General features: G+C 62.7%; 9 protein-coding genes. 3 read left to right on the top strand and 6 right to left on the bottom strand.

Going from position 1 to position 12,113, the window contains the following annotated elements; all coding sequences use genetic code 11:
- The 3 genes from KBA32_RS08270 to KBA32_RS08260 form a co-directional block, all read left to right on the top strand.
- A partial coding sequence (locus tag KBA32_RS08270) for a YbiU family protein (protein WP_294357378.1) occupies positions 1–1,249 on the top strand: 1,249 nt, incomplete at its 5' end.
- Between the two features lie 69 nt (positions 1,250–1,318).
- Complete coding sequence (locus tag KBA32_RS08265) at positions 1,319–1,642, top strand: Dabb family protein (protein ID WP_294357376.1); 324 nt, start codon at positions 1,319–1,321, stop codon at positions 1,640–1,642.
- A gap of 122 nt (positions 1,643–1,764) precedes the next feature.
- On the top strand, positions 1,765–2,661 hold the full coding sequence (locus KBA32_RS08260) for an SMP-30/gluconolactonase/LRE family protein (RefSeq protein ID WP_294357374.1): 897 nt from the start codon (positions 1,765–1,767) through the stop codon (positions 2,659–2,661).
- Positions 2,662–3,032: 371 nt separating this feature from the next.
- Here the strand turns inward: KBA32_RS08260 and KBA32_RS17095 are convergent, their stop codons facing one another.
- The 6 genes from KBA32_RS17095 to KBA32_RS08235 form a co-directional block, all read right to left on the bottom strand.
- On the bottom strand, positions 3,033–3,179 hold the full coding sequence (locus KBA32_RS17095) for a DUF1178 family protein (protein WP_367113762.1): 147 nt from the start codon (positions 3,177–3,179) through the stop codon (positions 3,033–3,035).
- A gap of 32 nt (positions 3,180–3,211) precedes the next feature.
- On the bottom strand, positions 3,212–6,100 hold the full coding sequence (locus tag KBA32_RS08255) for an adenosylcobalamin-dependent ribonucleoside-diphosphate reductase (protein WP_294357370.1): 2,889 nt from the start codon (positions 6,098–6,100) through the stop codon (positions 3,212–3,214).
- A 359-nt stretch (positions 6,101–6,459) separates the two neighbouring features.
- On the bottom strand, positions 6,460–7,638 hold the full coding sequence (locus tag KBA32_RS08250) for an acetate/propionate family kinase (protein WP_294357368.1): 1,179 nt from the start codon (positions 7,636–7,638) through the stop codon (positions 6,460–6,462).
- A complete protein-coding gene (locus KBA32_RS08245) occupies positions 7,638–9,056 on the bottom strand; it encodes a bifunctional enoyl-CoA hydratase/phosphate acetyltransferase (protein ID WP_294357366.1) in 1,419 nt (472 codons plus the stop codon). Before KBA32_RS08245 ends, KBA32_RS08250 begins: the two co-directional genes overlap by 1 nt.
- A gap of 298 nt (positions 9,057–9,354) precedes the next feature.
- The gene (gene fliD / locus KBA32_RS08240) at positions 9,355–10,317 is read right to left on the bottom strand and encodes a flagellar filament capping protein FliD (protein ID WP_294357363.1); all 963 of its coding nucleotides are present in this window, start codon (positions 10,315–10,317) and stop codon (positions 9,355–9,357) included.
- A 200-nt stretch (positions 10,318–10,517) separates the two neighbouring features.
- On the bottom strand, positions 10,518–11,873 hold the full coding sequence (locus KBA32_RS08235; protein WP_294357360.1) for a sodium-dependent transporter: 1,356 nt from the start codon (positions 11,871–11,873) through the stop codon (positions 10,518–10,520).
- Between the last annotated feature and the right edge of the window lie 240 nt (positions 11,874–12,113).

Below are 12,113 nucleotides of genomic sequence, written 5' to 3'. Positions count from 1 at the left end.
TATGCAACAGGACGACCCGAACTTCCCCTACCGTGAGCAGATCATCGCGGCCAAGCGCAGCTTGCGTGCGCGCATGCCCGACCTCAAGGAACGCTTTGCCGCGTTGACGCGCGACATCGAAGCGCAGGTCGCCGCGATCGAGAATGAGCGCGCGCAGGGCATCTTGCCGATTCCCGACGTCCGCTTCGACGAACTCGAATCGCTGAGCACCGCGACTGCCGCACGCATCAAGCAGCGCGGTATCGTGGTCGTGCGCGGCGTGTTCGACAAGGAACGCATCGCCCGCTGGAACGACCAGCTGGCTTCGTACATCACCGACAACCACTACCTCGAGAAACAGCAGGCCAAGCGCGGGCTCGACAAGTACTTCAGCACGCTGTCCAGCTCGCGTCCGCAGATCTACGGCCTGTATTGGTCGAAACCGCAGATGGAAGCGCGCCAGTCGGATGAGCTGGCCAAGGCGCGCCGCTGGCTGAACCGGCTGTGGAGCATCAACCAGGACGGCCAGCCGGTGTTCAACCCCGACCAGGAATGCACTTACGCTGACCGCGTCCGCCAGCGCGAGCCGGGTGATGCCTCGCTCGGCCTCTCGCCACACGTCGACGGCGGATCGATCGAGCGCTGGATCGACCCCGGCTACGTCAATGTTTACGGCGCCGTCTTCGGCGGCGATCTCGCCTCGTACAATCCCTTCAGTGCAGCGCACCGCACCGAAACGCAGGAGATCCCTTCGCCGGCGGTGTGCAGCATGTTCCGCACCTTCCAGGCGTGGACGGCGCTGACCGCGCAAGGGCCGGGCGACGGCACGCTGAACGTGGTGCCGGTTGCTAACGCGATGGCCTGGATGCTGCTGCGCGCGCTGCAGGACGACGTCGCCGAGGACGACCTGTGCGGCGCCCGCGCCGGTCGCGCAATGGTGATTTCCGCCGAACACCACGCGCTGCTGATGCGCGCCAATTGCACGATCCCGCGCGTCGAGCCGGGCGACACCGTGTGGTGGCATCCGGACGTGATCCACTCCGTCGAGGACAAGCACAACGGCACCGGCTACAGCAACGTGATGTACATCGGCGCCGCGCCCGACTGCGAGAAGAACCGCGTCTTCCTGCGCAAGCAGCGCGATGCGTTCGAGAGCGGCCGCTCGTCGCCGGACTTCGTCGCCGAAGACTACGAGGTCGATTTCGTCGGCCGCTTCCTGCCGTCGGATCTGACACCGCTCGGGCGCAGGCAGATGGGCTACGATTCGTAACGCGGCACGGTTTTCGGCCGCAGGACAGTCGGCCGAAAACCGATCGGCATTTCACCAGGGGGATTCGTCATGGCAAAAGTGGCACAAGTATGCAGGCACGTCGTACTTTTCAAATTCAAGGACGCGACGCCGGAGGCGAGGGTACAGGCAATCGAAACGGCGTTTCGTGACCTGTGCAAGGAATTGACGTTCGTCATCGACTTCGAATGGGGCCGCAACAACAGCCCGGAAAACCTCAACAACGGCCTCACGCACTGCTTCCTCGTGACCTTCGCCAACGAACAGGACCGCGACCGCTACCTGCCGCACCCGGCGCATGTTGCGTTCGTCAAAAATCACCTGGAAGGTAATCTGGATAGCGTTTGCGTGGTGGATTATCTGCCGCGCGGCTGAAGAGTCACTATCGAGAATTGCAATGACGTGACGTCCAAGCGATCCACCGTTCGTGGTGAGCCTGTCGAACCATGAACAGGCACTCCGTGTGAGCATCGCGCCGATACGCCAAGGACACAACAATGACCACCCAGTCGACCAGCACTGAAGCGACCCTCTGGCAAGCCCCTTTATGCACCCTCGGCGAAAGCCTCATCTGGGACGACCGCTCGCACCGCTTCTGGTGGGTCGACGTCCCGGCTGGCGTGCTCTATCGCGGCGAGGAGGGGGGGCAGATGCCTGATCGCTGGCAGTTTCCCGAAGCGCTCGGCCACGTCGCATTGACCGAGAACCCCGATCGAGTCGTCCTCGGCCTCGCCAGCGGCCTGGAACTCTTCGACGCGACAACCGCTACACGCACCCGACTGGTCACGGTCCCCCACGTCGCATCGGGAATGCGCCTGAACGACGGCCGCTGCGACCGCCACGGCCACCTCGTCTTCGGCACGATGTCGGAGGGCGGCAAAGGGCCGCGCGGCGCTTTCTGGTGGTTCGGCGCCGCCGACGGCCTGCGCCGCCTCGACCTCCCGGCACCCGCCATCCCCAACAGCATCTGCTTCAGCCCGGACGGCGGGCTCATGTACTTCACCGATTCGACCGACAAGGTGATCCGCATCTGCGACTACGACGCGATGGCGGGCAAGGTCGCCAACATCCGAACCTTCAGCGACCCCGGCCCGGTCGCCTGGGAGCCCGACGGCTCGTGCGTCGACGCCGAAGGCGGCGTCTGGAACGCCCAGTGGGCCGCCGGCCGCATCGTCCGCTACTTGCCCGACGGAGAACTCGGCCTCGTCATCGAAACGCCGGCGCTACAACCAACATGCCCGTGTTTCGGCGGTGAGGATTTCAATGTGCTCTGTTCAACCAGCGCGCGTATCGGGATTGAGGTGCAACGCCTGAGCGAAGCGGATGGTGAGGTCCTCGCTTGGAATGGCTTGGGTGTTAAAGGTTTGCCAGAGGGCAGGGTCGTCGGGCTGTAGCTCGATATGAGCAATGCGAAGTCGGCGTGGCCCCGAATTCTCATCGAAAGCGCTTGAGTCAGCGGCGAGGTCGTCGAAGTGTATGGCTTTCAGCGCCTATCCGCGCGAAGTATCGGATCGACGAGGTTTCGGGACGAAATTCAGGCACGGCTGGCCGGAGGCCTGGAAGACGACTCGGGTCGGTGACTGCGCTGATTTGAATCCCAACCGGTGGCATCCGTACGGCAAGCGCGCTTCGTGCGTGATGTAGTAGTGGATGCAGTCGGTACAGCGCGGCAAGTCGCCAGGCTGCTTGTCACCGGGCGGGGTTCTCATCAGATATCCAATGGATGACCAAGGCCTTCGCGGTGCAGTGGGCGGCGAACCTTAATTCAGCTCGTCTTTGTTGAGAACAGGCAACTGCACCACTTCGACGCCTTGGTGTCGAATTCGACCGACGTCGCCTGGCCGCGAATCGTTCGTGTCGGTGCTTCCTGGTAATGGATCTTCCGCGCTTCGCTGGCGAATTCCTTGCCCACACACAGTGGGCTTTGTCTAGCGGTTCAGTCGATCAGCCGCAGCTTCCCACCGCGCCGCAGGCCGTGCAGAAGTCGCAGCCGTCCTTGCGGATCATCGTGTAGTTGCCGCATTCGCCGCACAGCTTGCCGGCGGTGGGCTTCGGTGCCGTGCTGCCGGCGCCCGGCGCTTCGAGGATGCCCATCTGCTGGAGCGGGTAGCCGTTCTCGTCGAGGATGCCGAGCATGGCGTAGCGGTGGATGATCAGGTTGGCGATGTAGGCCACCGTGGACGGATAGGTCTGCTGCTTGCGCGAGCCGGGGACGAAGGCCATGAAATCGCCGAGCGGTTCCGGGTAGTCGAGCAGCTTCCGAAGCTTCATGCCGATCCAGGCCGGGTCAAGCACGCGCATGTCGAGCGAGAGCAGCTTGGTCAGACCGTCGAGGGCGCGCGGGTAGTTGCCGGAGAGCCAGACCGAGTAGGGGCGGGTGACGCCGTCGGGCAGGGTGATCTCCTTGAGGCCGAGGACGAAGTCTTCTTCGGTCGCCGGGTTATAGACGTCGACCGTCCAGGACAGCGTGCCGTCGGTGCCGGTCTTTGGTTCCTTGAGGCTGAACAGGGCGTCGAGCACCGGTGTCGGGCCTTCGTTCTGAAAGAAGCCGAGCTGGTCGACGCGGTACTGGATGAGCTTGGCCATCGCGGAGACGACGGACGGCATGCGCTTCCGTTCGCCGTGCGGTGGGTAGGGCATCTCGAAGCCGTCGCCGTCGGGCGTCTTGGCCAGCGACTCGAGCTTGAGCGCGAGCCAGGCGTGGTCGTTGGCACGCATGTCCATCGACAGCGTCTTGGCGACGGCACCGAGTCCGCGCGGTTGGGCCGGGCCGTTGACCCAGGCTTCAAACGGCCAGGAACGGCCTTCCTGTTCGATGTGGCCGACGAAGAGTGCGAACTTGCCGTGCTCGTGGTCGATCATGTAGGTCCAGGCCATGTTGCCTTCCGGCAGGTTCGGACGGCCGGGCCAGCGCAGGCTGGAGAGCACCGGCGCCGGCAGGTTCTTGATCGAGAGGCGGCGGTTGGCGTCGCCGTTGACGAAGTCCTGCGGCTGCTTCTTCTCTTCGACCTTCTTGGTGGTTTCGACCGACAGCACCGAGCCGAGCACGCTGTTGGGGCGGTAGGTGGCCAGGCCCTTGAGACCCGATTTCCAGGCGCTCATGTAGAGATCCTGGAAGTCACTGTAGGGATAGTCGGCCGGGACGTTGACCGTCTTCGAGATCGAGGTGTCGACGTAGGGTGCGACGGCGGCGACCATGTTCTTGTGTGCTTCGGCCGAAATTTCCAGCGCCGTGACGAAATACTCGGGCAGCTTTTCGACGTCGCCGCCCAGGTGCTTGTACAGGCGCCATGCGTAGTCCTCGACGGCGTATTCCTTGAGTGTGCCGTCGACCATGCGCTTCTTGCGGTTGTAGGTCCAGGAGAAGGGCGGTTCGATGCCGTTCGAGGCATTGTCGGCGAAGGCGAGCGAAATCGTGCCGGTCGGCGCGATCGAGAGCAGGTGCGAGTTGCGCAGGCCATGCTTGCGGATTTCCGCCTTGACGTCGGCCGGCAGGCGCGAGGCGAAGTTGCCGCCGGAGAGGTACAGCTCGGCGTTGAACAGTGGGAAGGCGCCGCGTTCCTTGGCCAGTTCGACCGAGGCGAGGTAGGCGGTGTTGCGCAGGTGCTCGGAAATGCGCGCGCCCATGGCGGTGGCTTCCGGGCGGTCGTAGCGCAGACGCAGCATGCACAGCGCGTCGCCGAGGCCGGTGAAGCCGAGGCCGACACGGCGCTTGTTGGAGGCTTCCTCTTTCTGGCGTTCGAGCGGCCAGGCGGTGACGTCGAGCACGTTGTCGAGCATGCGCGTCGAGACCTTGATGACTTCGCTGAACGCTTCGAAGTCGAACTCGGCCTGGTTGGTGAACGGGTGCTTGACGAACAGGGTGAGGTTGATCGAACCGAGGCAGCAGCAGCCGTAGGGCGGCAGCGGCTGTTCGGCGCAGGGGTTGGTCGCCTCGATCAGCTCGCAGTAGTAGAGGTTGTTGTCCTTGTTCATGCGATCAAGGAAGAGGATGCCCGGTTCTGCGTGATCGTAGGTGGACTTCATCACCTGATCCCACAGGTCGCGCGCGCGCACCTTGCGGTAGACCCACTGGCCGTCGTCACGCTGATAGGAGCCGCCGGCCTTCATGTCGTTGTTCGGCTCGGCGCGGTGCACGAGCTCAACGTCGCCATCGGCTTCGACGGCTTCCATGAACGGATCGGTGACGCCGATCGAGATGTTGAAGTTGGTCAGGTCGCCCTGGTCCTTGGCGTGGATGAAGACTTCGATATCCGGGTGGTCGCAGCGCAGCACGCCCATCTGCGCGCCACGGCGGGCGCCGGCCGATTCGACCGTTTCGCACGAGCGGTCAAACACGCGCATGTAGGAGACGGGGCCGGACGCACGCGACTGCGTGCCCTTGACCTGCGCGCCCTGCGGTCGGATCGACGAGAAGTCGTAGCCGACGCCGCCACCGCGGCGCATCGTCTCGGCGGCTTCGGCCAGCGCGCTGTAGATGCCGGGACGGCCGTCGACGAGCTCGACGATGGAGTCGCCGACCGGCTGCACGAAGCAGTTGATCAGCGTCGCGGCGAGCGGCGTGCCGGCGGCGGAGTTGATGCGCCCGGCCGGGACGAAGCCGTTTTCCTGCGCCCACAGGAAACGCTCTTCCCACTTCGCGCGCGTCTTTTCGTCCTCGTTGGCGGCAAGTGCCTTGGCGACGCGGCGGCGCACGTCGTGCACGTTGGTTTCGGCGCCCTTGGCGTACTTCTCGACGAGCACTTCGGTCGAGATTTCCTGCTCGGGCAGGGGGGCGATCGCGGGCAGTTCGGCGATTGCGGTCAGGGAGAGTTGTTGGGCGTTCTGACTCATCGGGTCCTCTCAGATTCTTATATTTCAGCAAAGTGCGGGTTAAACGTCGCGCGTGTTGCTCGCGTTCGTTCCGCTCGTGAGTCCGCACTATGACAAAGGTGATATTTGCGCCGTGGCTGTATGGCGAACCGGACGTAAAGCTACTACATATAGTGGTGTATAGCAACGTATTGACTATAGGTAGTTGCTATGTCTGTGTGGGGTTGATTCGGAAAAAGGCTGTTAAATCAACTGCCCTGCGAGTTTTGGGTGGACAATTTCAGGCGAAAAAACTTGGGCCGCCCTTGTGCTTACGAACCGCGTAAACGAAAAAACCGGTCCGGGATCGGAATCCCGGACCGGCCGGTTCGGGTGACGAACTACAGACCGAGCAGCGCCTGTGTGTGGCGGGCGATCATCCATTCCTCGTTGGTCGGGATGACGAAGACGTCGACTGCGCTGTCGGCGGCGCTGATGCGGTGTTCGCCGCTCTTGTTCGCGGCCTCGTCGAGGGTAATTCCCTGCCAGCTGGCCTGCTTGCAGATGTTGGAGCGCAGACCCGGGTTGTGTTCGCCGATGCCGCCAGTGAAGACCACCGCATCCAGGCCGCCGGCCGCTGCCGCGAGCGAGCCGAGTTCGCGCACGATGCGGTAGCAGAAGAGCTCGATCGCTTCCTTGGCTTCCGGCTTGTCGCTGGCGACCAGCGTGCGCATGTCCTGCGAGATGCCGGAGACGCCGAGCAGACCGGATTCCTTGTAGAGCAGGTGGGTCATTTCCTTCACGCCGAAGCCCTTGCTTTCCATGATGTGCAGGATCAGGCCCGGATCGATCGGGCCGCAGCGCGTGCCCATGATCAGGCCGTCGAGGGTCGAGAAGCCGAGTGTGGTGGCGACGCACTTGCGGCCGACCATCGCCGTCATGCTGGCGCCATTGCCGAGATGGCAGACGATGACGCGGCCGTCGGCTTTCTTGCAGTGCTGCGGCAGGACACTGGCGATGTATTCGTAGGAAATGCCGTGAAAGCCGTAGCGCTTCGCGCCTTCTTCGCTGTATTTGCGCGGCAGACCGTACATTTGCGCGATTTCGGACTGCGTGCGGTGGAAGGCGGTGTCGAAACAGGCGATTTGCGGTACGTCGGCGAGCACTTTCTCGATCGCGTAGATGCCGTTCAGGTTGTGCGGCTGGTGCAGCGGCGCGAGGCGGCTGTACTGGGCAAGCTGTTCGAGGTCGGCGGCGCTGAGCACGACCGGATGCGAGTAGCGGTCGCCGCCATGCACGACGCGGTGGCCGACGGCGACGATCTTGCCGCCCTTGGCGCTGCTTGAGAACCAGTGCAGCAACTGGTCGAACGAGGTCGCGTGGTCGGCGCCGGCGGGCAGCGCCTGGTCGACGATGCGCGTGCCGGTATTGTCCTTGGCGACGAGGCGCACGTGCGCCGTGCCGATGCCGTCGATCTGGCCGGAAATGGCCGCTTTTTCATTGATGTGTTCAGCGAGTTCAAAGAGTGCGAATTTGACCGACGACGAGCCGGCGTTGATGGTGAGGATGGACTGTTGCATCAGGATTCCTGTACTTTTCCACGGTTATGGTGCGCCACGAGAGAGGCGATGACGCACGACGCCATGCGCGTTTCAGCGGTGTCCGCACGGCTGGTTAGAACAATCGGCACCTTGGCGCCGATGACGATGGCAGCAGCGAGCGCGTTGGCCATGTACTCCAGTTGCTTGGCTAGCATGTTGCCGGATACGAGGTCAGGCGTGACGAGGATGTCGGCACGACCGGCGACGTTCGAGGTGATGCCCTTGGTTTTCGCGGCCATCAGCGAGACGGCGTTGTCAAAGGCAAGCGGGCCGTCGAGCAGGCCCCCGGTGATCTGGCCGCGGTCGGCCATCTTGCACAGCGCCGCGGCGTCGAGCGTGGACTGGATCTTGGGGTTGATGGTCTCGATGGCGGAAAGAATGGCGACCTTCGGTTGCGGGATGCCGATGATGTGCGCGAGGTCGATCGCGTTCTGGATGATGTGCGCCTTGTCTTCGAGCGTCGGCGAGATGTTGACCACGGCGTCGGTGATCATCACCGGGTGCGGGTAGCCCGGCACGTCCATCAGGAAGACGTGGCTGACGCGGCGCGAAGTGCGCAGGCCCGACGCGCGCGAGACGACCTCGGCGAGCAGTTCGTCGGTATGCAGGCTGCCTTTCATGATCGCTTCGGCGTCGCCGTTGCGCACGAGGGTGACGGCCATGACCGCCGCTTCGTGGCTGTGCCGTACGTTGACGATGCGGTGCTGTTTGAGGTCGAGCGCGGCCTGGTCGGCGATCGAGCGGATCTTGCTCTCGACGCCGATCAGGATCGGATCGATCAGTCCGGCCTCGGCCGCCATCAAGGCGCCCTTGAGCGATTCCTCGTCGCACGGATGGACGACCGCCATGTCGATCGGCGGCAGGCCCTTGGCGCGCGAGACGAGCGCCTGCAGGCGCGCGAATTTGTCGGAGATGGTGACGCCGGGCAAGGCGATGCGCCGGGTACGGATCTTCTCGCGCGGCGGCGAAATCTCCGCGGTGCCGACGACGACTTCGAGTCCTTCCTGGTTGGTGCACACGCAATCGAAGAGCACGTGCCGGTTGTGCGGGAATTTCTGCTTGACGGTCGTCGTGATCGTGATCGTGTCGCCGAGCGTGACCGGGCGGACGAAGCGCACCGACTGGTCGATCAGGATGGTTCCAGGGCCGGGGAATTGCGTGCCGAGTACGGTCGAGATCAGCGATGCGCTCCACATGCCGTGCGCGATGACTTCGCGGAAGAAGCCGCTGTGCGCGTACTCGGGGTCGACCATCGTCGGGTTGATGTCGCCGGACATCACCGCAAACAGCTGGATGTCTTCCTGATGCAGGGTGCGCGTGAGCGACGACGAATCACCAATGTTGATTTCGTCGAAGGTGCGGCTTTCAAGAAAACTCTCGTCTGTTCCTATACGCATCGTAGGGCTCCGAAAAGATTCCTGAAACCACCCAAGGCTGTGCGGGCGGACATGTCCGTCGGAAGCTTTGCGGGATGGCTTGCTCGGTGGGGCGAGTTACGCAGACGCAGCCATGCACTGCTTGAACTGCCCGCAAGGCGTCCGGATTTCCCGGATCGTCAGGACGCTTCCTGTGCCGTGCGCAGATTATACGCCGCCTGAAAGGTTGTAGGCGGCGCTGCCGTTATGTCTTCGATTGCGTTGCTATCTCGACACAGCCTGTGTTGATGGCCGAACTTGCGGAACGCCGAGCGGTCATTCAGGTGCTGTAGGTGGCGTTGTATGCGGCCAGCGCCTTGGCGACCTTGTCCGACGTCTTGGCCGGATCACCGAGGCCAAACTCGGCTTGCAGCGACGTCTTGTTTTCGCTGATGTAGTCGATCACGCGATCCAGATTGGCCAAACGATTCGGAATGAAGTTGCTGGCCGAAGTGAGCAGCCCGGCAGATTTGGCAAAATTCGCGCTGAACTCGTCGATCGTATTGACGGCACCGGCCTTGTTCGTGGCCAGTGCGGAGTCAAGTTTGCTCGTATCGAGCGCAGCGAGGCGGGTCGTCGGGTCGATGGTCAGACCGAGGTCGGCAAGTCCGCGAAAGCCGTCGAGCGCGCCGTTGAAGCGGTTCTCGATGCTCTGGCGCAATTCGTAGAGGGAAATATCCGCCGCCTGCGTTCCGGCCAGCACGCCGTCGCCCTTGACCGTCGCCTCGAACTCGGCAGCCCATTCGTTGTACTTGCTGACGAAGGTTTGAAGCTGGCTTGTGATTGCCGCGTTTTCGCTGGTCGAATCGACCGCGTCGCCCAGCGTCTGGCCGGCCTCTTTCATCTCCGATACCGCTGCCTTCATTTCGCTCAGTTCGGAGAACTGCGCCTTGCAGGTCACGTCGAGCGAATTGATCCGGCTCATCATCGTGAAGGCGGATTCGGGGTCGAACAGCGAGAGATTGCGTCCCGTTGCCGACAGGCCCGGAATGCCCGCTGCCGGCGTCGCATTGTCGCGCCCGATCAGGAAGTCGAAGGGCGATGATGTCGATGATGTGCTCGCTGCCCCGCTCGTGATCGTAGTGATGGAGTTCGCCTGCAGTTCGGCCAGTCGGACTTTCAGCGAGGTCGAGAAATCGGTGCCGTCGGCGAGGTCGGTCACCGAGGACGAGGTCTTGCTGGTGAACGATTGCAGCAGATCAAACAGGCTGCTGGCGATTCCAAGCGCGGAAAAGGGTGACATGGCGGCTCCTGCATGGACATTCGAGGTGAACGTCGTTACGCAATTAACGCGCCAGGCAGATAAGGCCTTGATCGGCCAGTTCGAGCGGCAAGTCCGGTTCGGGTTTGCCCGGACGGCTTCGGTATCCGGCAAAAACTGCCGCCGCTAGCTTGGTTCGATGCCGGTTGCGGATGGGTTTCCGCAACAGGTGTTTGTCTAAGTCAGAAGACCTTCAGCCCGTGCAGCAGGACGATAGCGATCGATAGCGGGGCAATGAAGCGGACAAGGAAGAAAACCGCGCGGATCAGGCCGCGGTTGTTCAGCGCTCCCTCGTTGCTCAGGCGCTTCTCCAGCTCCGGCAGCCCATAGACCCAGCCTACAAAGAGGCAAATCAGGATGCCGCCCACGGGCAGAAGCACGTTGGAACTGAGGAAATCGAAGAGGTCGAACGGATTCATGCCGAACAGCTTCGTCTCCGCCAGCACACCTTGCGATAGCGCGGCGGGCGCACCGATCAGCGCAATCGCCAGGATCGTGCAGATCGAAGCGATTTTGCGGCCCATGCCAAAGCGTTCCGACAGGATGGCCACCGGTACTTCGAGCAGCGAGAGAATCGCGCCAACACTGGCGATCGCCGTGAGAATGAAGAAGATCGTCATGAAGACGATGCCGCCCGGTATGGAGGTGAATACCGCCGGGATGGTCATGAACACCAGCGACGGGCCGGCGGCCGGCTCAAAGCCGAAGGCAAAGACCGCCGGGAAGATGGCGACGCCGGCAAGCAGGGAAATCGAGAGGTCGGCCAGCATGACGCGCGTCGTCGTCGCTGGAATGTTCTGGTTCTCGCGGAAATAGCTGCCGTAGGTCAGCATCGTTCCCATGCCGAGCGAGAGCTTGAAGAAGGCGAGGCCGAGCGCGGTCAGGATGACTGCCGGCGTGATCTTCGAGAAGTCCGGGCTGAACAGGAAGGTCAGTCCCTGCGATGCGCCTTCGAGGGTCAGGCTGCGCACACAAAGGACGAGCAGCAGGATGAAAAGCAGCGGCATCAATTTTCGCGTAACGGCTTCGATGCCTTTTGAAACGCCGAGCATGATGATGCTGCCGGTGACGCCGAGGACCACCCATTGCCAGATCAGCGACGAAACAGGATTCGAAACCAGCGCGCCGAAGATGCCGCCGGCGACCTTGGGATCACTGGTCAGGATTTCGCCGCTCATCGCTTTGAAGATGTAGGCGTACACCCAGCCGGCGACTTCCGAATAAAAAGCCATGATCAGCAGCGCGGCAACGAAACCCATCCAGCCGATGGCTTTCCACCAAGGCTGTCGTGGAGCCAGGCGTTCAAACGTGGTGATCGCGTTGGCCCGGGCGGTACGGCCGAGCATCGTCTCGACCATCATCAGCGGTAGGCCGACCATCAGAGTGGCGAGCAGGTAAACGAGCAGGAAACCTGCGCCGCCGTTGGTTCCGGTGAGCGAAGGAAATTTCCAGATGTTGCCCAGTCCGACGGCCGAACCGAGGGTAGCGACCAGCACGCCAAATGTGCTGGTAAAGCCGTCGCGTTTGGATGTGTTCATTGAGCCTCCGTTGTGTTTTGAGTTCTTCTGCTTTTAGTCCGGCCTCGAGTCGTCCGGAGGCCCGAAAAGCCGAGCATCTTGCCGTGGGAAGTGTTCGAGAGCAAGCCAAAAAACGGCGCTATGAAGAATGGCTAACGCTGGTGTATTCTGCCGTTCGTAGGCCGAAGCAGGCCGGGTAGGCGGCGAGAGGGCTAGACCATGTGTTTCTGCGAGCAGTCCGGCAACAGAAAAAGAAAAAGG

The organism is Propionivibrio sp. (genome assembly GCF_017995515.1).
Classification (GTDB): Bacteria; Pseudomonadota; Gammaproteobacteria; order Burkholderiales; family Rhodocyclaceae; genus Propionivibrio.
The sequence above is the reverse complement of the archived record's forward strand: the minus strand, read 5'-3'. Positions and strand labels throughout refer to the sequence as shown.

Bases quoted from the DNA above. Each gene is read 5' to 3' on its own strand.
- KBA32_RS08265 (WP_294357376.1), top strand. From the start codon at position 1,319: ATGGCAAAAGTGGCACAAGTATGCAGGCACGTCGTACTTTTCAAATTC.
- KBA32_RS08260 (WP_294357374.1), top strand. From the start codon at position 1,765: ATGACCACCCAGTCGACCAGCACTGAAGCGACCCTCTGGCAAGCCCCT.
- KBA32_RS08255 (WP_294357370.1), bottom strand. From the start codon at position 6,100: ATGAGTCAGAACGCCCAACAACTCTCCCTGACCGCAATCGCCGAACTG.
- KBA32_RS08250 (WP_294357368.1), bottom strand. From the start codon at position 7,638: ATGCAACAGTCCATCCTCACCATCAACGCCGGCTCGTCGTCGGTCAAA.
- KBA32_RS08245 (WP_294357366.1), bottom strand. From the start codon at position 9,056: ATGCGTATAGGAACAGACGAGAGTTTTCTTGAAAGCCGCACCTTCGAC.
- fliD (WP_294357363.1), bottom strand. From the start codon at position 10,317: ATGTCACCCTTTTCCGCGCTTGGAATCGCCAGCAGCCTGTTTGATCTG.
- KBA32_RS08235 (WP_294357360.1), bottom strand. From the start codon at position 11,873: ATGAACACATCCAAACGCGACGGCTTTACCAGCACATTTGGCGTGCTG.